This is a genomic window from Tritonibacter scottomollicae, from assembly GCF_003003215.1.
Classification (GTDB): domain Bacteria; phylum Pseudomonadota; class Alphaproteobacteria; order Rhodobacterales; family Rhodobacteraceae; genus Epibacterium; species Epibacterium scottomollicae.
Window position 1 is genome coordinate 130,633 of the sequence record NZ_PVUF01000010.1, and the last position, 16,485, is coordinate 147,117.

Here is a 16,485-nt window from a genome sequence, read left to right on the forward strand (position 1 = left end):
GCTAAAAAGAAGCGCCAAGCAAGGGACCCCCGCTGTGACCGACAGGGACGAGACAGGCATGACCGATACGATCATTTCCCGCTGCGAGGCCCATGGTCTGCGCATGACCGGCCCGCGCCGGACCATCGCCAAGGTGCTGCAGGAGAGCCTTGATCACCCGGATGTGGAGGAGCTGCACGCCCGCGCCAATGCCGTCGATAACGGTATTTCGCTGGCGACGGTCTACCGCACGGTGAAGCTGTTTGAGGAATCGGGGATTCTGGACCGGCTGGAATTTGGTGATGGCCGTGCCCGATACGAGGATGCGGACCGGGAGCACCACGACCATCTGATCGACCTCAACACCGGCCAGGTGATCGAGTTCTGCGACCCGGAGATCGAGGCCTTGCAGGAAAAGATCGCACAGAAGCTCGGTTATCGTCTCAAGGGCCACAAGCTGGAGCTTTACGGCGTACCAATCAAGAAAACCGACTGAACGGGACTGTCTCATCACAACCCGTGATGGAGTGTGTCACAAGTTATGCGGTGTTGTCGTCGCTTTCTGGCTTGCGCCGAGTGATTGCATCGCGCGATGCCGGAACCAACCGATCTTCTTCGCTGGCACAAAGGATACGCCCCATGGACAACGTCAAAGGTATTGTGCTGCTGCTCGTGGCCATGGTGGGGTTCACCATCGAGGATCTGTTCATCAAACAGCTCTCCGGTAACTTGCCTGTCGGGCAGATCCTGATCTTGATCGGATTGGGGGCCAGCGTCGTGTTCTTGGTCGCAATGGCGGTGCAGGGGCAGAGCCCGTGGAACCGCACGGCCTGGCGGTTGATACCTGTCTTGCGCGCCCTGGCCGAAGGCGGCGCGGCGGTCAGCTTTGCAACGGCGCTTGCGCTGGTCGATATCTCGGTGGTGGCCGCCGTGTTTCAGGCGACGCCGCTGGCGATCACCATGGGGGCCGCCCTGTTTCTGGGCGAGCAGGTGGGCTGGCGCCGGTGGAGCGCGATCGCCGTGGGTTTCATCGGTGTGCTGATTATCATTCGGCCCGGCCTTGCGGGGTTTGAACCCAACGCGCTGCTGGTGCTGATTTCTGTTCTCTGTGTTGCGGCACGAGATCTGATGACACGGCGAATGGATGTGAGCATCCCCTCGTCGGTCGTCAGTGTTCAGGCCTATGGCACCGTGGTTGTGGCGGGGGGCATTCTGCTGCTGGCCACGTCACAGCCCGTGGTATCGCCGACATCGTTTGAATGGGGCATGCTGCTGTGCGGAACCATTTTTGGTGTCATCGGATACTATGGCATCGTGACCGCGACACGGATCGCCGATGCTGCAGTGATCACGCCGTTTCGCTACTCGCGTCTGGTCTTTTCCATGATCGGCGGCGCGATCGTGTTTTCCGAACGGCCCGATGCGATGACGCTGCTGGGATCCGCTTTGATCATCGCAACGGGGCTTTATACCTTCGTGCGCGAGCGGCGTTTGGCGCGTCGCTCTGCCCGTATGGCGGCGCAACCGGCCTGACCTCAGGCCGCGACTGGTGTCAGCCGTTTTCGTGCGCCGCTGACGCCGATCACCATGCAGAGGGTGGTGAGTAGGAAATATACTGCAATACCATACCCTTGGTCGCCGAAGTCGATGCCAAGATCAATCAGAAGCCCGGTCAACCCCGGTCCGATAGCTGTGCCAAAGACCATGACCGCCATCACCAAGGCCTTGATCGCGCCGATGTTGCGGGTGCCGTAGACTTCGGCCCAGAAGGAGCTGGGCAGCACCGAATGCGCCCCGACCGAGGCCGCCATGCAGAGGAAACCTGCAGCCATGCCCACGCCGCTGGAGACGGTGGCAAAGATCACAAAGGCTGCAACCAGTGGCAGCTGGTAAAGCGGCATCAGCCGCGTGGCGCCCCAGCGATCCAGCGCCCAGCCCGCCACCAGCATGGAGACGACCGACATCACCGTGAAGAACGGGAAATAGGCCACCAGTTCCAAAAGGGTCCAGCCTTTGGTGGTGGCGAAATGCAGTTGGTGAAAGAAAAATGCAGTGGTGAAAGCCGCCGGGCCGAGGATCGACGGGGCCATCAGCCAGAACACCGGCGAGCGCAGCGCGTCCCAGCGGGTCCAGTGCCGAAGGTCCATACCGGTGCTGCTGACATCATCAGAGGTGGATTGTGGCGTGCGTTCCTTTGACAGCAGGCGCACCAGCACCGGCGCCCCGCAGAGACAGATTGCAGCGCTGATCAGCCAGAGCGTGCGCCAGTCGAGCGCCGTCATCAGCGCCACAAAGATCAGCGGTAGGATGGCCTGTCCCAGTGCAACCCCGAGCGCCGCAATCGACAGTGCGCGTCCGCGTGCGGCCACAAACCAGCGTGCCATGGCCACCACTGCGAGATGGGTGCTCATACCTTGGCCGAAGAACCGCAACGCGAAAATCGACAGCGGCAAGACCCAGTAGCTGTGGTTCAGCGCCATCAGGAAACAGGCCGCCGAAAGCCCACACAGCACAAAGGCCCCGAGGTGGCGCACCCGCATGATATCCGACAGCCCTCCGGCTGCCACCATCAGCAAGGCCGAGGCGGTGGTCCCCACCATATAGAGACCGCCCCAGCCGGCATGGCTGAGGTCGAACTCGGTCTGGATCTGCCCGGCAAAGACCGAGATGAAGAAGGTCTGGCCAAAGCTTGACAGAAAGGTCAGCAGCACGCCCGCTGAGAGATAGGGGGCATTGCTGAGCAGGAATTCGTGGAATCGGATGGGCTGAGACATGCGCGTAAGCTTTACCTGTTAAGGATGTGACGCAAGGGTGAGCGCTATCATCGCAGGGCTTACCGGTTCTCTCGCGTCATTTTTGCCGCGCCCTACGGCAGGCGGTTGGCGAAGTGGCAAAAATTTCCTGATGTTAGGGTTAAACCTCTCGAATAACGACCGTTAGCGATAACGCATCCGGTTTACTTTTTACACGGGCTTGCTATGACCGGGGGCAAATCGTGTCACAGTGAGGGACCATTTGCGATGAGCACCATTATCGACATTCACGCCCGCGAGATCCTCGACAGCCGGGGCAACCCCACCGTCGAAGTCGATGTCGTTCTTGAAGACGGCACCATGGGCCGCGCGGCGGTGCCGTCTGGCGCATCGACCGGTGCCTATGAGGCGGTGGAAAAGCGCGACGGCGACACGTCCCGTTACATGGGCAAGGGTGTGCTGGAAGCCGTGGCGGCCGTGAACGGCGAGATCGCGGATGAGCTGGTTGGCTTTGACGCCACCGAACAGGTCTCCATCGACCGCGCGATGATCGAGCTGGACGGCACCGAGAACAAGAGCCGTCTGGGCGCCAATGCCATTCTCGGCGTGTCGCTGGCGGTGGCCAAGGCGGCAGCCGATTTCACCACCCAGCCGCTCTATCGCTATGTCGGCGGTACCTCCGCACGGGTTCTGCCGGTGCCGATGATGAACATCATCAACGGCGGTGAGCACGCGGACAATCCGATCGACATTCAGGAATTCATGATCATGCCGGTCTCTGCGGAAAACATCCGCGACGCGGTGCGCATGGGCTCCGAGGTGTTCCACACCCTGAAGAAAGAGCTGTCGGCGGCGGGCCTGTCCACCGGGATCGGCGACGAGGGCGGCTTTGCTCCCAACATCGCCTCCACCCGTGAAGCGCTTGATTTCATTCTGAAGTCCATCGAGAAAGCTGGCTACAAGCCCGGCGAGGACATCTATCTGGCGCTCGACTGCGCCGCGACTGAATACTACAAGGACGGCAAATACGTCCTGTCCGGTGAGGGCAAGACCCTGACCTCGGAAGAAAACGCCGCCTATCTGGCAGCATTGGTTGCAGATTACCCGATCATCTCGATCGAGGACGGCATGTCCGAGGATGACTGGGACGGCTGGAAGGCGCTGACCGACCAGATCGGCGACAAGGTACAGCTGGTCGGTGACGATCTGTTTGTCACCAACCCGGTGCGTCTGGCCGAGGGGATCGAACGCGGCTGTGCCAACTCCATGCTGGTGAAAGTGAACCAGATTGGCACATTGACCGAGACCCTGCAGGCGGTCGATATGGCCCATCGTGCGCGCTATACCAATGTGATGTCGCACCGCTCGGGCGAGACCGAGGATGCCACGATTGCCGACCTCGCGGTGGCCACCAACTGCGGTCAGATCAAGACCGGTTCGCTGGCGCGCTCCGACCGGCTGGCGAAATACAACCAGCTGATCCGCATCGAGGAAACCCTGGGCGAGATCGCAGAATATGCCGGGCGCTCGATCCTCAAGGGCTGAGCCGTCTGATCTGATGTAAATTGAACGCCCCGGTTCGCGCCGGGGCGTTTTTCGTTTTTGGGCAAAGGGTTGCTCTGCTTTGTGCCAGCGCCTAGCTTGCGGAAAAAATAGATACAGAACACTATGGAGCCCGCATATGACGCTGCCCGAAGGCATTACGGACCTGACACCCGGAAAGCTCGCCTCTGTTGTAACCTATCTGGAGATGACCGAGCGCCCAGCCCCCCGCGCAACGACGGCGCAGCCTGACTTGACGTTGGCCCTGCATGATGCGCCGAGCGTGGAGTGGTATCGCAAGCTCTATCGCTTGGTCGGGGACGATTATCTGTGGTTTTCCCGCCTGGTGATGGATGATGCGGCGCTGGCGGCACATCTGTGGTCGGACAAGGTCGAGGTTTGGTCGGTGCAGAAGGATGGCGCGGACCTGGGGTTGCTGGAGCTTGAATGGATGCAGAACGGCGACTGCGAGCTGTCATTCTTTGGCCTGTCAGCCTCGCTGATCGGCGGCGGAGTAGGGCGCTGGCTGATGGAACACGCCATCGACCGGGCGTTCGCGCGGGAGATTACGCGATTCTTCGTGCACACCTGCACGCTCGACAGTGCGCAGGCGCTGCCGTTTTATATCCGGTCTGGCTTCGCGCCTTATGGTCGCGCGGTGGAGGTTGCTGATGATCCGCGCCTGACTGGGTTGGCGCCCGCGGAGAGCGCGCCGCATATCCCCCTGTTGCGCAGGTAATCGGGCGCGGGAGCGAGGGGCCAGCCCCTCGCGCTCCCCGAGATATTTATGAAAAGATGAAGGGGCAGGTCAGCGCGCTGCGGATCGGGGCGTCCTGACGATGTTCATGTCGTGAGGGTGCAGGCGCATCCTCTTTGGTGTCGGCCTGTTCTACGACATGTTGTGCAGATTGATCGCAAGGCCCCGCGCCGAAGCAGGTTGGCGTCAAAGAGTGACTTTGGTGTGATTTACATTTCGTAACGATTTTATGACATGCTTGGATGGTCGCGAAGTACATAAATGCGACACCTCGTGACCTTTGGAGGTGTGTTATGTTTCGAGTAAATTCTCTGTCAGCTGCGTTGATGATGAGCCTGATCGGCGTGGCTGCATTGCAGGCACCACAGGCAGAAGCAGGCTGGAGCCGCGTGCCGGGTGGGCTTCGATTGGATGGGGAGGTCAAGGCCATCGACTTCGGCGCTTTCCTGCATCATTTCGAGACCGCCATGTTGGAAGAGCCGCGCTATGCGCCCATCGCGATCTGGCTCGCCGGGTCCGGCGGGGACGAAGCGGCGGCCAAACGGATCGGCGAGATCATGGCCGTTGCGCAGGATCAGGGCGTCCGGTTGGCGATGGTGATGGCACAGGGGCACGCCTGTGACGGTGCCTGTTCGATCCTGTTTGCGTTGGGAGACGAACAGATCGCTTCGGCCAGCGGCACCCGCCTGATCAGCGGGCATTGAGGGCGGCTGGGCGCTGATGCGCCAGACAGGCATCTGAGGCCGCGTCGGGGTCAGAGTGCGCGGGTCATCAGCATGTAGCGGTCGCGCGCCAGAAAGCGTGCGCGGTTGTAGAGTTTGACCGCGGCCTCGTTTTCGCGATCAACTTCCAGATGCAGCGCCCGCACGCCGGCCTCTGCGAGCGTGCGGGGCAGGGCATGGAGCACCTCGCTGGCGATGCCGCGCTGGCGCACGGCGGGGCGGATGAATAATTCGTCGATCATCCCGTCGAGCCCGCCGAACTCCACCGACCATGTAAAGGTCACGATGATATAGCCAATGGGGGCCCGAGCGGGTCCAATCAGGTAGATCGCGCCGTAGGGGATGCCTTCGAGCAGCGGCAACAGTGCGCCACGGCGTTGCGCGTCATTGCTGTCGATACCTTCTTCGGCGTGAAACCCCTGCACCATGGTCAGCAGTTTTTCCAGATCGTCCGGGCGGGCAAGATGCAGCGCGGCGCTCATAGCCGGCCCAGCCGTTCGGTGAGCAGGGTAAAGAAACCTTCGGCGTCCACCTCGTTCATGAACATTGCATTGGGCGCTCGGTCGGTCACGCCCCACCAATCCGCCACGGTCATGCCGAGGGTCAGGGGCGATGTCGCTTCGATTTCGACATTCACGTGGCGACCAGAGAACAGCTCCGGACGGATCAGATAGGCGATGACGCAGGGGTCATGCAGCGGCCCTCCTTCGGAGCCGTATTTCTCCACATCAAATCGTTCAAAGAAATCAAGCATCTCTGCGGTGAAGTTGCCAACCCGCGTGCCGAGGTTGCGGAACGCCTCGACCCGTGCGCGGGTGGTCAGCGCCTTATGGGTCACATCCAACGGCATCATGGTGAGCGTCACGCCGGAGGCGAATACTTCGCGCGCGGCCTCCGGGTCGACGTAGATGTTGAACTCCGCCGCCGGGGTAATGTTGCCGACCTCGAAATAGGCGCCGCCCATCATGACGATCTCCATCACGCGGTCGATAATGTCGGGGGCGCGGCGGAAGGCGGCAGCGATATTCGTCAGCGGGCCCAGAGGGCAGAGCGTCACGGTGCCGGGCGCCTCTGCACGCAATGTGTCGATGATGAAATCGACGCCATGCTGGTCCTGCAGCGGCATTGTGGGGTCGAACAATTCCGGCCCGTCAAGCCCGCTGCGCCCGTGTACATGTTCTGCGGTCACCAGTGGGCGCTCCAGAGGAGCATCACAGCCGGCGTGGATTTTTACTTCCGTGCGGCCCGCCACCTCGCAGGTGATGCGGGCATTGGTCTGGGTGCGTGCCAGCGGCACATTGCCGGCCACCGTGGTGATCCCGAGAAGGTCGATCTCCTCCGGCGAACCCAGCGCCAGCAGTATGGCGACGGCGTCGTCCTGTCCGGGGTCGGTGTCGATGATGATTTTGCGCGCGCTCATTCGGGGTATTCCTCGGTCAGTTCGGCAAACCCTTGCAGCCCGGATAAAGATTGTCCACCTGATGACCATGGACACAAAGAGTGAAACGCCTGATATCCGCGAAAATTCCTCCCCAGTGGCGTGAGAGAGTATGGCACGGCAATATCATCTACATCTGGGCGCACATCGCACGGGGAGCAGTTCTTTTCAGCTCTGCCTGCATGAAAACCAGGAATCGCTCTGGCAGCAGGGATATCAGATCGCCTTTCCCGCGCGGGATGGGGTCAGGGCCGGGCAGTTGGCGCTGCGGCTGCCAGCCCCGCGTCATGACCGAAATGCGGTTCAGGAGCGGGCAGACGCGGCGCGGCGCCACCTGAATGAAGAGATCGCGAAAGATCCGCATCAGCAGGTTATCATTTCGGAGGAAAACACTCTGGGCAGCATGGTGCATTTTCAGAAGGCCAGATTTCACCCGGCCTCCAAACAGCGCCTGTCTGCGTTGCGTCATGCCATGGAAGGTCCCGCAGTTTCGGTTCTGTTTGTGGTGCGGGACTATGGTGCGTTCTTCCGGTCCTGCATTCGCAAGCGGATGGAAGAAACCTATGAGCGTGATTTTGATGCGGCAGCGGCAGCTTATCTTGCCATGAACCGCGGTTGGGTTGAGGTATTGCAGGAAATTCGAGATATCCTGCAGCCCTCTTGCTTGGTCGTGGTCCGTCACGAAGACCGGTTCAAGCGTCTCGAATTGCTGCAACATCTGGTGCCCCAACTGGATATCGGCCCACTGTCAGAGCCGAGGCGGTCGCTCAACACATCTGCGACGGACCGGGCCTTGCTTGAACTGCAGACGATCCACCGCAAGGGTGAAAAGCTCACGCGGATGGCGCGCCGCAAGCTGATCAAGGACTGGGCGCACGATCGGGAGACGCTCGGTTTGACGGAGTTTACCTCACGTGAAAAGAAAGCGTTTTCAATCCGTTATGAAAGGGATTTGGAGCGGATCTCGCAAGAGCCGGGCATGGTTCTGATTTAGGCGGTCGGATCTGGGCGTAGGACGCGGTCAAGTCTTCCTTCCGGCCTTTTCCTCAGCCTTCACCTCGTTCCAGAGCGCATCCATCTCATCGAGGTCACTGTCCTCGGCGCGCTTTCCGCGAGCGGCAAGTCCTGCCTCCACCCCCTTGAAACGACGGGTGAATTTGGCATTGGTGCGACGCAAGGCGGCTTCGGGTTCAACTCCGAGGTGGCGGCCAAGATTGGCCATCACAAACAACAGATCGCCAAACTCCTCTTCTACCTCGTCTTGGGTCAGCTCCTCGCGGGCCTCTACCAGCTCGGCGGATTCCTCGGCGATCTTGGCCAGCACATTCTGTGCCGACGGCCAGTCAAACCCCACCCGCGCGGCGCGTTTCTGCAATTTGTAGGCGCGCAGCAGGGCGGGCAGGCCCACCGCCACGCCATCCAGCGCGCCGGTCTCTGCCTTGGCGGCGCGTTCGGCGGCCTTGATCGTCTCCCAGTCCTGGGTCTGTTGATCGGCGGATTTTTCACGGCTCTCATCGCCAAACACATGCGGGTGGCGCGAGACCATCTTGTTGGACATGGTGGTGACCACATCCTGAAAATTGAAATATCCCGCCTCATCCGCCATCTGTGCGTGAAACACGGACTGGAACAGCAGATCGCCCAGCTCGCCTTTAAGCTCATCCCATTTTTTGCGCTCGATGGCATCGGCGACCTCATAGGCTTCTTCGATGGTGTACGGCGCGATACTGGCAAAGCTCTGCTCGATATCCCAAGGGCAGCCGCTTTCCGGGTCACGCAGGCGGCGCATGATTTCCAGAAGTCGTTCGATACCGGCGCTCTCATCGTGGATCAGCTTGTCGTCGCTCATTGCACCTGCCCGCTATTTGGTGTTCAGCTGCATCATCCCGACTATCTTACAGGAGTCCACCCCATGCCGGTCGTGAACCGCATTGCCGATTACAGCGAAGAGATGAAGACGTGGCGCCGTCATCTTCACCAGATCCCCGAACTGGGGTTGGATACCGTGAAGACCGCCGCATATGTGGCTGAGATGCTTGAGACATTTGGTGTCGACGAGATCCATTCCGGCATCGCGCAGAACGGCATTGTCGCGATCATCAACGGGCAGGGCGAGGGGCCGACCATCGGCTTGCGCGCTGATATGGACGCACTACCGATCACCGAAGTGCGCGATCTGGAGTACAAGTCCACCGTGCCCGGCAAGATGCATGCCTGCGGCCACGATGGCCATACCACCATGCTGCTGGGGGCCGCGAAGTACCTTGCGGAGACGCGCAACTTCAAGGGGCGCGTGGCGCTCCTGTTCCAGCCCGCCGAAGAGATCATTGGTGGCGCGCAGATCATGGTCGAGGAAGGCGTGATGGAGCGCTTTGACATCGCTGAGGTCTATGCGTTGCATAATTCGCCCGGCCTGCCGGTGGGGCATTTCCTGACCACGCCGGGGGCGCTGATGGCGGCGGTGGATACCTTCACCATCAACATCAAGGGGCGCGGCGGCCATGGTGCGATGCCGCATGAGACCCGCGATCCGGTGATGGCGGCCTGCGGCATGGCGCAGGCGATCCAGACCATCGTCAGCCGCAACCACCACGCGACCGAGGATCTGGTGATCTCGGTCACCCAGATCCACACCGGCACCGTCGACAATGTGATCCCGGAAACCGCCTATGTGAACGGCACCATCCGCACCTTCAATCCAGAGGTTCAGAAGATGGTGATGGCGCGGTTCGAGGAAATCGTGAAGGGCTGCGCCGTGGCCTATGGCGTGGAGGCGGAGCTGGACTATGAGGTCGGCTATCCCGCGACCATCAATGACGCCGGGAAGGCCGGGTTTGCCACCGAAGTGGCGCGCGAGATTGCCGGTGCGGCCAATGTCGAGGGCGAGGCTGACCGGGAAATGGGGGCGGAGGATTTCTCCTACATGCTGCAGGCGCGCCCCGGCGCCTATCTGTTCATCGGGCAGGGTGACACTGCCGGGCTGCATCATCCAGAGTATGACTTCAACGACGAGGTGGCCCCGATCGGGGCGTCGTTCTTTGCCCGTCTGGTGGAGAAAGCACAGCCGCTGGCGTGAAGTGGCGGCGCGGCGCGGGCTTTCGGATGACAAGCCCGCCCGCATTCGCTAGGACGTGGGCCATAACCCGAGAAGAGGGAGCAGTCCGACATGGCGTTGGAAGACGCGAAGACACAGGTCGATCAGGCCTTCACCCGCGAGGACCTGAAGGGCCTGAGCTTTGAGAACACTTTTGGCGGGGCGACGTCCTTTTTGCGACGCCGCTACACCAAGGATCTAAGCCACGCGGATATCGCCGTTACCGGCATCCCCTTCGATCAGGCGGTGACCAACCGGCCCGGCACCCGGCTGGGCCCGCGCGCGGTGCGCGAGGCCTCGGCGCTACAAAGCCCGGATGCGCCTTATGGCTGGGACATCTGCCCGGCAAGCGAGCTGGCGATCGTGGATTATGGCGACTTGGCCTTTGACTATGCCGATGTGCCGGCGTTTCCCGACAGGCTGACCGATCATATCCGGGGCATTCTGGCGACCGACACGGCTTCGGTGGCGATTGGCGGCGACCACTACGTCAGCTTTCCGATCCTCAAGGCCTATGCCGAGAAATACGGTCCGATCTCGCTGTTGCATTTCGATGCCCACAGCGACACCTGGGCCGATGATGATTTCAGCCGCGTCGATCATGGCACCATGTTCTACAAGGCGGTGAAATCCGGCATCATTGATCCCGTGACCTCGGTGCAGGTGGGCATTCGCACCACCAATGAGGACAATCTCGGCGTGCCGACCATCGACGCGCCCACCGTGCATGAAATCGGCCCGGTCGAGACCGTGCGTCGTATCCGCGAGGTGTTGGGGGATCGGCCGGTCTATCTGACCTTTGACATCGACTGCCTTGATCCGGCCTATGCGCCGGGCACCGGCACGCCGGTCTGGGGCGGTCTGACCACGGCGCAGGCGGAGGCGATCCTGAAGGGCCTGCGCGGCATCAACATTGTGGGCGGCGATATCGTCGAGGTTTCGCCGCCGTTCGACACCACCGGCGCCACCGCGATCGCGGGCGCCCATGTGGCCATGAGTATTATCTGCCTTCTGGGCTGGAGGATGACAGAGCGATGAGCGAGTTCAATCAACCCATCAGCGGCAACGATCTGGCGCGGTTTTCCGGTCCGGGCACCTATATGCGGCTGCCGCAGGCGACCTCGCTTGAGGGGCTGGACGTGGCGGTGCTGGGCGTTCCGATGGATATCGGCACCTCCTGGCGGTCGGGCACCCGGTTTGGTCCCAAGCAGATCCGCGCCGAGAGCGCCATGATCCGCCCCTACAACATGACCACGGGTGCTGCGCCGTTCGATCACCTCAACATCGCTGATATCGGCGATCTGGCGATCAACACCTTCAACCTGCCGGAGAGCCTGCGCATCATCGAGGACAGCTATGATGCCATCCTGAGTGCCGGGGTGATGCCGGTGGCGATGGGCGGCGATCACTCGATCACCCTGCCGATCCTGCGCGCGATCGCCCGCAAGCACGGGCCGGTTTCGGTGATCCATGTGGATGCGCATGCGGACGTTAATGATGAGATGTTCGGCGAGAAGGAAACCCATGGCACGGTGTTTCGCCGGGCCTATGAGGAAGGGCTTCTGGAGGCCGACAAGGTCTATCAGATCGGCCTGCGCGGCACCGGCTACGGGCCGGATGATTTCAAGGAGCCGCAGGGCTGGGGCTTTCAGCATTTCCCGGCCTCGGAGCTGTGGAACCGCTCGCTACACAATATGGGGGCGGAGATCCGCCGTGATATCGGGGCGCGTCCGGTCTATATCACCTATGACATCGACAGTCTTGACCCGGCCTTTGCCCCCGGCACCGGCACGCCGGAGATCGGCGGGCTGACCAGCATGCAGGCGTTGGAGCTGATCCGGGCCTTCAAGGGACTGAATGTGGTCGGTTGTGACCTGGTGGAGGTCTCGCCGCCTTATGATCCGTCGGGCAATACCGCTCTGGTGGCGGCAAATCTGATCTATGAGCTGCTGTGCATCCTGCCGGGACGCGCGTCGGAGTAATCGCGGGATGGGCGGGGGCTCTCCCGCCCGTCGCCGGATCAGCGCGGCAGATCCGTTCGCGTTGGGCCGGGCGCCGGGCTGCGCCCTGCGATCCCCGCGCTAGAGACGCGGCAGCTCTGCCGGGAGGGGCGTGTGGCTGTTGGCGGCAGAGAGGCAGCCGTCTTCGACCTCGCGCCACATCGGCACATTGAGCGACATCTGGCACTGCGCCATGAACATTCGCCCGTCGACCTGCAGGCAGATGGTTTCACCCAGCTCGATGCGGCCGCCCTGCTTGTCGGTGCAATAGCAATCGATGGTCTTGCCGCCCGGCCCGGTGACATCGGCACCTGCAGCACTGCCCCAAAGCCCCGGCCCCGCAAGTGCTGCGAGACGTGCGAACCGGACAAGACCACTGGCATGTTTCATGGCTCTAGCCTATCACATGTGAAGCCCCGCGCCAAAACAAGAGGCGCATCCAACAGCGAGACCCGAGCAAAGATGATCCCCGAAGACCGGCTGGAACAGATCCTGCAACGCTACCAGTACCTTGAGGCCGCAATGGCCGATGGGGCCGGGGGCGATATCGCCAAGCTGGCCAAGGAGTACTCTGATTTGCGTCCAGTGGCGGAGCAGATCAGCGCCTATCGCCAGCTTCTGGGCGACCTCGCCGACGCCCAGGAGATGCTGGCCGACCCGGATATGAAGGCGCTGGCCGAGGAGGAGATCCCCGCGTTGAAGGCGGCCCTGCCGGAGGCGGAACACGACCTGCAGCTGGCTCTGCTACCCAAGGACGAGGCCGATACAAGGGCCGCGATCATCGAGATCCGCCCGGGCACCGGTGGCGACGAGGCGGCGCTGTTTGCCGGCGACCTCTACCGGATGTACAGCCGCTATGCCGAGGCGCAGGGCTGGAAGGTCGAGGTGATCGAAGAGCAGGTCTCGGAGCTGGGCGGTCTCAAGGAGCTGGTGGCGCGGATCAACGGCACCGGCGTTTTTGCGCGGCTGAAGTATGAGAGTGGCGTGCACCGCGTGCAGCGGGTGCCGGTGACGGAGAGCGGCGGGCGCATTCATACCTCTGCCGCCACGGTCGCAGTGCTGCCAGAGGCCGAGGATGTGGACATCAAGATCGACACTAATGATCTGCGCATCGACACCATGCGCGCCTCGGGCGCCGGTGGGCAGCATGTGAATACCACCGACTCTGCCGTGCGGATCACCCATGTGCCGACGGGGCTGGTCGTAACCAGCTCGGAGAAATCCCAGCACCGCAACCGTGAGATCGCCATGCAGGTGCTGAAGACGCGGCTGTTTGATCTGGAGCGCCAGCGCATCGACAGCGAACGCTCGGCAGATCGGGCCAGTCAGGTGGGGTCGGGGGATCGCTCCGAGCGCATCCGCACCTATAACTTCCCGCAAGGTCGCATGTCGGATCACCGTATCAACCTGACGCTCTACAAGCTGGAGCAGATCATGGGCGGCGATCTGGATGAGACCATCGATGCGCTGATTTCTGAACATCAGGCCAAGCTCCTGGCGGAGATGGGCCAATGAGCACCACCGCCGCACAGGCCATGGTCGCCGCCACCGCACGTCTGCGGGCCGCCGGGGTGGATGATCCGGCGCGGGATGCGCGGGTGCTATTGGCCCATGCAGCGCGGATCGAGGCGGCGCGGGTGACGCTGATCGCCCCGGAGGAGTTGTCGCATGAGATTGCCGAGCGCTACGACCAGCTGATTTCCCTGCGCGCGATCCGGGTGCCTGTTTCGCATCTGATCGGTGAGCGGGATTTCTACGGGCGCCGCTTCAAGGTTTCGGCGGATGTGCTGGACCCGCGTCCGGAGACCGAAACGCTGATCGAGGCGGCGCTGGCTGAACCGTTCGAGCGGGTACTTGACCTTGGGATTGGCTCGGGCTGCATCCTGGTGACGCTGCTGGCAGAACAGCAGGGCGCCATCGGCCTTGGCGTGGACCTGAGCGAGGCAGCCTGTCTGCAGGCCAGCGCCAATGCGGTGCTGCACCGGGTGGAGGGGCGGGCGGATATTCGCTGTTCTGATTGGTTTGCCAAGGTGGATGGGCAATTCGACCTGATCGTCTCCAACCCGCCTTACATCGCACTGGAAGAAATGGACGGCTTGGCGACAGAGGTGCGGGACCATGAACCACAGATGGCGTTGACCGATGGCGCTGATGGATTGAGCGCCTATCGCAGCATTTGTGCTGGTGTGATGCCGCATCTTGCTCGAACAGGGCGGGTGATGGTGGAAATCGGCCCAACCCAGGCGGCCGATGTGGCTGAAATGATGCGCGCCGCCGGCCTGATCGATGTTGTTGTCCTGCAGGATCTCGACGGACGAGATCGCGTCGTACTGGGCAGAAAGTCGTGACATTTGCGGCGAAATACGCCATATTTTGAGTGTTGAGAGCAAAAAGAGTAAAATTTCCGCCTCAGACCCCTTGTTTGTCATGTCGGAAAGTGGTTACTCAAAGTGTCGCTGTTGCAAGAGGACCCAAGTAGGCCTCTCGGCGACGCCAAGCCCAAAAAAGTTCGCAGGCCCTTGCGCAGAACGCGCGATACGAGGTCTTCGACAATTAGAATCAAGGCTGACGTTAGGCATATGAGATCGTCCAAATCACGTTCGCGTTCAAAGTCGAACCGGAACCGCCCGAATGGTGCAAGTGTTGTGAACCGCGTGTTCGACAGCAATGGACCCGAAGGTAAGGTTCGCGGAACGCCGCAACAAATAATCGACAAATACAACCAGCTTGCCCGTGATGCGCAGCTGGGCAACGATCGTGTTGCGACCGAGAATTTTCAGCAGCACGCAGAGCACTATCTGCGTATGCTGAATGAGGCGCAGCGCGAAATCGATGCCAAGCGCGAGGAGCAGGAGCGCCAGAACCGCGAGCGTCAAGCTGAGCGGGATCGTGAGCGGGCGGAGCGTCTGGAGCGCCAGGAACGCGAAGCTGCCGACGCCGCCGAGACGTCTGGTGAAGGGCCGCAGCCCGATATCCAGGATCCGCGCGACGCTGCAGTTCAGCCTGCACAGGGCGACAGCGGTTTGGTGGAGACGCCGGAAGGTGCGACATCCGACGCGGATGGCACCCCTGCCGCAAAAAAACCACCGGCGCGCAAGCCCCGAAGCCGCAAACCAGCTGCGCCCAAAGCAGCTGATGCAGGTGGGGATGCCCAGCCGCAGGCGGACGCAGAGGCCAAGCCAAAGCCAAAGCGCAGCCGTGCAAAGCCCAAACCCAAGTCAGATGAATCGCAGGAAGCCGCTGAATAAGCGCGTTTGTAACTGAGAATTGAAAGAGCCCCCGGTCGCAATTGCAACCGGGGGCTCTTTTGTCTGTATACTTGAGGGGCGCGCGCGGTTGGGCGCGTCTTGCTCAGCTGCTTTGTGCGAGGCTGCGGGCGAGGGCGCAGAACCCTTCCAGGCTGACTTGTTCCGCCCGTTCGGTGGGGGGGATGCCAGCCGCATTCAGGTGATCCTCGATCTGGGGCGATATGCCCTTGAGTGAGGCGCGCAACATCTTGCGGCGCTGGTTGAATGCGGCAGCCACAACGCGGCTGAGGATGGCGGCATCGGCGGGAAAGCGCGGCTCCGGCAGGGCAGTCAGATGCACCACGGCGCTGGAGACTTTGGGCGGCGGGGTGAAGGCCTCTGGCGGCAGAGACACAGCGATACGCGCCTCTGCGCGCCACTGCGCAAGCAGCGCAAGCCGCCCATATGCTTTTGAACCCGGTTTTGCCACGATGCGTTCGGCCACCTCACGCTGGAACATCAACGTCAGGCTTTGCCAGAACGGCGGCCATTCCTTTGGTGTCAGCCAGCGCACCAGAAGCTCCGTCCCGACGTTATAGGGCAGGTTGGCCGCGACCCGGATGGGCGGCGTGAGATGCGCCAGCGGATCCACTTCCAGCGCATCGCCGTTGATGACCTGCAACTGACCGGGGTAGGCTGCGGCAATCTCCTCCAGCGCGGGCAGGCAGCGCTGGTCCTTTTCAATGGCGAGCACCCGACGCGCGCCCTCGCTCAGAAGTCCACGTGTCAGGCCGCCCGGACCGGGACCGATCTCGAGGACGTCACAGCCGGCCAGATCGCCTGCCTGCCGCGCGATCTTGGCGGTCAGGTTCAGGTCGAGGAGAAAGTTCTGACCCAGCGATTTGCGGGCCGAGAGCTGGTGGGTCGCGATGACCTCGCGCAGCGGGGGGAGATTGTCGATGGCGCTCATGAT

Annotated in this window: 19 protein-coding genes; 12 read left to right on the forward strand and 7 right to left on the reverse strand. The window is 61.9% G+C overall.

What is annotated here, in order from left to right; genetic code table 11:
- The first annotated feature begins 58 nt into the window (after window positions 1-58).
- On the forward strand, window positions 59-475 hold the full coding sequence (locus tag CLV89_RS15485; protein WP_106164609.1) for a Fur family transcriptional regulator: 417 nt from the start codon (window positions 59-61) through the stop codon (window positions 473-475).
- 143 nt (window positions 476-618) lie between these two features.
- Entirely contained in the window at window positions 619-1,512 is an 894-nt protein-coding gene (locus CLV89_RS15490; RefSeq protein WP_243395031.1) for a DMT family transporter, read from the forward strand.
- A 2-nt stretch (window positions 1,513-1,514) separates the two neighbouring features.
- Here CLV89_RS15490 and CLV89_RS15495 read toward each other — a convergent pair whose 3' ends face one another.
- Window positions 1,515-2,753, reverse strand: a complete 1,239-nt coding sequence (locus tag CLV89_RS15495) for an MFS transporter (protein ID WP_106164562.1) — start codon at window positions 2,751-2,753, stop codon at window positions 1,515-1,517.
- Between the two features lie 246 nt (window positions 2,754-2,999).
- Between CLV89_RS15495 and eno the strand changes: the two genes are divergently transcribed.
- The 3 genes from eno to CLV89_RS15510 all read left to right on the forward strand — a co-directional run bounded on the left by eno (window position 3,000) and on the right by CLV89_RS15510 (window position 5,735).
- Entirely contained in the window at window positions 3,000-4,277 is a 1,278-nt protein-coding gene (gene eno, locus CLV89_RS15500; RefSeq protein ID WP_106164563.1) for a phosphopyruvate hydratase, read from the forward strand.
- Between the two features lie 136 nt (window positions 4,278-4,413).
- Window positions 4,414-5,013 carry a GNAT family N-acetyltransferase gene (locus CLV89_RS15505; protein ID WP_106164564.1) on the forward strand — a complete coding sequence of 200 codons (600 nt, stop codon included), beginning with the start codon at window positions 4,414-4,416 and terminating at the stop codon, window positions 5,011-5,013.
- 311 nt (window positions 5,014-5,324) lie between these two features.
- On the forward strand, window positions 5,325-5,735 hold the full coding sequence (locus CLV89_RS15510) for a hypothetical protein (RefSeq protein WP_106164565.1): 411 nt from the start codon (window positions 5,325-5,327) through the stop codon (window positions 5,733-5,735).
- A 50-nt stretch (window positions 5,736-5,785) separates the two neighbouring features.
- Here CLV89_RS15510 and CLV89_RS15515 read toward each other — a convergent pair whose 3' ends face one another.
- From CLV89_RS15515 to CLV89_RS22785, 3 genes are all read right to left on the reverse strand, one after another.
- The gene (locus CLV89_RS15515) at window positions 5,786-6,235 is read right to left on the reverse strand and encodes a GNAT family N-acetyltransferase (protein ID WP_106164566.1); all 450 of its coding nucleotides are present in this window, start codon (window positions 6,233-6,235) and stop codon (window positions 5,786-5,788) included.
- On the reverse strand, window positions 6,232-7,173 hold the full coding sequence (locus CLV89_RS15520; RefSeq protein WP_106164567.1) for a nucleoside hydrolase: 942 nt from the start codon (window positions 7,171-7,173) through the stop codon (window positions 6,232-6,234). The genes CLV89_RS15515 and CLV89_RS15520 overlap by 4 nt, the downstream gene beginning before the upstream one ends.
- A 148-nt stretch (window positions 7,174-7,321) precedes the next feature.
- Complete coding sequence (locus CLV89_RS22785) at window positions 7,322-7,909, reverse strand: hypothetical protein (protein WP_207796947.1); 588 nt, start codon at window positions 7,907-7,909, stop codon at window positions 7,322-7,324.
- A gap of 75 nt (window positions 7,910-7,984) precedes the next feature.
- On the opposite strand from CLV89_RS22785, the gene CLV89_RS22790 reads away from it, so the two are divergent.
- Window positions 7,985-8,185 carry a hypothetical protein gene (locus CLV89_RS22790; RefSeq protein ID WP_207796948.1) on the forward strand — a complete coding sequence of 67 codons (201 nt, stop codon included), beginning with the start codon at window positions 7,985-7,987 and terminating at the stop codon, window positions 8,183-8,185.
- A gap of 27 nt (window positions 8,186-8,212) precedes the next feature.
- Here the strand turns inward: CLV89_RS22790 and mazG are convergent, their stop codons facing one another.
- Window positions 8,213-9,040, reverse strand: a complete 828-nt coding sequence (mazG, locus tag CLV89_RS15530) for a nucleoside triphosphate pyrophosphohydrolase (protein WP_106164569.1) — start codon at window positions 9,038-9,040, stop codon at window positions 8,213-8,215.
- A gap of 63 nt (window positions 9,041-9,103) precedes the next feature.
- Between mazG and CLV89_RS15535 the strand changes: the two genes are divergently transcribed.
- From CLV89_RS15535 to speB (CLV89_RS15545), 3 genes are all read left to right on the forward strand, one after another.
- Window positions 9,104-10,267, forward strand: coding sequence for a M20 aminoacylase family protein (locus tag CLV89_RS15535; protein WP_106164570.1), 1,164 nt, complete (start codon window positions 9,104-9,106; stop codon window positions 10,265-10,267).
- Between the two features lie 90 nt (window positions 10,268-10,357).
- Window positions 10,358-11,323 (forward strand): agmatinase, encoded by a 966-nt coding sequence (speB, locus tag CLV89_RS15540; RefSeq protein ID WP_106164571.1) that lies wholly within the window; start codon window positions 10,358-10,360, stop codon window positions 11,321-11,323.
- Window positions 11,320-12,267 carry an agmatinase gene (gene speB / locus CLV89_RS15545; protein ID WP_106164572.1) on the forward strand — a complete coding sequence of 316 codons (948 nt, stop codon included), beginning with the start codon at window positions 11,320-11,322 and terminating at the stop codon, window positions 12,265-12,267. Before speB (CLV89_RS15540) ends, speB (CLV89_RS15545) begins: the two co-directional genes overlap by 4 nt.
- Window positions 12,268-12,366: 99 nt before the next feature.
- On the opposite strand, the gene CLV89_RS15550 is transcribed toward speB (CLV89_RS15545), so the two are convergent.
- Window positions 12,367-12,675: a hypothetical protein gene (locus tag CLV89_RS15550; protein ID WP_106164573.1), complete on the reverse strand. Its 309-nt coding sequence runs from the start codon at window positions 12,673-12,675 to the stop codon at window positions 12,367-12,369.
- A gap of 72 nt (window positions 12,676-12,747) precedes the next feature.
- Here CLV89_RS15550 and prfA point away from each other — a divergent pair, with 72 nt between their 5' ends.
- The 3 genes from prfA (at window position 12,748) to CLV89_RS15565 (ending at window position 15,533) form a co-directional block, all read left to right on the forward strand.
- Window positions 12,748-13,800, forward strand: a complete 1,053-nt coding sequence (gene prfA / locus CLV89_RS15555; protein WP_106164574.1) for a peptide chain release factor 1 — start codon at window positions 12,748-12,750, stop codon at window positions 13,798-13,800.
- Window positions 13,797-14,633, forward strand: coding sequence for a peptide chain release factor N(5)-glutamine methyltransferase (prmC, locus tag CLV89_RS15560; protein ID WP_106164575.1), 837 nt, complete (start codon window positions 13,797-13,799; stop codon window positions 14,631-14,633). The genes prfA and prmC overlap by 4 nt, the downstream gene beginning before the upstream one ends.
- Window positions 14,634-14,864: 231 nt before the next feature.
- Window positions 14,865-15,533 (forward strand): DUF4167 domain-containing protein, encoded by a 669-nt coding sequence (locus tag CLV89_RS15565; protein ID WP_106164576.1) that lies wholly within the window; start codon window positions 14,865-14,867, stop codon window positions 15,531-15,533.
- A gap of 103 nt (window positions 15,534-15,636) precedes the next feature.
- Here the strand turns inward: CLV89_RS15565 and rsmA are convergent, their stop codons facing one another.
- On the reverse strand, window positions 15,637-16,482 hold the full coding sequence (gene rsmA / locus CLV89_RS15570; protein ID WP_106164577.1) for a 16S rRNA (adenine(1518)-N(6)/adenine(1519)-N(6))-dimethyltransferase RsmA: 846 nt from the start codon (window positions 16,480-16,482) through the stop codon (window positions 15,637-15,639).
- Window positions 16,483-16,485: the final 3 nt, after the last annotated feature.

Bases quoted from the DNA above. Each gene is read 5' to 3' on its own strand.
- CLV89_RS15485 (WP_106164609.1), top strand. From the start codon at position 59: ATGACCGATACGATCATTTCCCGCTGCGAGGCCCATGGTCTGCGCATG.
- CLV89_RS15490 (WP_243395031.1), top strand. From the start codon at position 619: ATGGACAACGTCAAAGGTATTGTGCTGCTGCTCGTGGCCATGGTGGGG.
- CLV89_RS15495 (WP_106164562.1), bottom strand. From the start codon at position 2,753: ATGTCTCAGCCCATCCGATTCCACGAATTCCTGCTCAGCAATGCCCCC.
- eno (WP_106164563.1), top strand. From the start codon at position 3,000: ATGAGCACCATTATCGACATTCACGCCCGCGAGATCCTCGACAGCCGG.
- CLV89_RS15505 (WP_106164564.1), top strand. From the start codon at position 4,414: ATGACGCTGCCCGAAGGCATTACGGACCTGACACCCGGAAAGCTCGCC.
- CLV89_RS15510 (WP_106164565.1), top strand. From the start codon at position 5,325: ATGTTTCGAGTAAATTCTCTGTCAGCTGCGTTGATGATGAGCCTGATC.
- CLV89_RS15515 (WP_106164566.1), bottom strand. From the start codon at position 6,235: ATGAGCGCCGCGCTGCATCTTGCCCGCCCGGACGATCTGGAAAAACTG.
- CLV89_RS15520 (WP_106164567.1), bottom strand. From the start codon at position 7,173: ATGAGCGCGCGCAAAATCATCATCGACACCGACCCCGGACAGGACGAC.
- CLV89_RS22785 (WP_207796947.1), bottom strand. From the start codon at position 7,909: ATGTTGCAGCAATTCGAGACGCTTGAACCGGTCTTCGTGACGGACCAC.
- mazG (WP_106164569.1), bottom strand. From the start codon at position 9,040: ATGAGCGACGACAAGCTGATCCACGATGAGAGCGCCGGTATCGAACGA.
- CLV89_RS15535 (WP_106164570.1), top strand. From the start codon at position 9,104: ATGCCGGTCGTGAACCGCATTGCCGATTACAGCGAAGAGATGAAGACG.
- speB (WP_106164571.1), top strand. From the start codon at position 10,358: ATGGCGTTGGAAGACGCGAAGACACAGGTCGATCAGGCCTTCACCCGC.
- speB (WP_106164572.1), top strand. From the start codon at position 11,320: ATGAGCGAGTTCAATCAACCCATCAGCGGCAACGATCTGGCGCGGTTT.
- CLV89_RS15550 (WP_106164573.1), bottom strand. From the start codon at position 12,675: ATGAAACATGCCAGTGGTCTTGTCCGGTTCGCACGTCTCGCAGCACTT.
- prfA (WP_106164574.1), top strand. From the start codon at position 12,748: ATGATCCCCGAAGACCGGCTGGAACAGATCCTGCAACGCTACCAGTAC.
- prmC (WP_106164575.1), top strand. From the start codon at position 13,797: ATGAGCACCACCGCCGCACAGGCCATGGTCGCCGCCACCGCACGTCTG.
- CLV89_RS15565 (WP_106164576.1), top strand. From the start codon at position 14,865: ATGAGATCGTCCAAATCACGTTCGCGTTCAAAGTCGAACCGGAACCGC.
- rsmA (WP_106164577.1), bottom strand. From the start codon at position 16,482: ATGAGCGCCATCGACAATCTCCCCCCGCTGCGCGAGGTCATCGCGACC.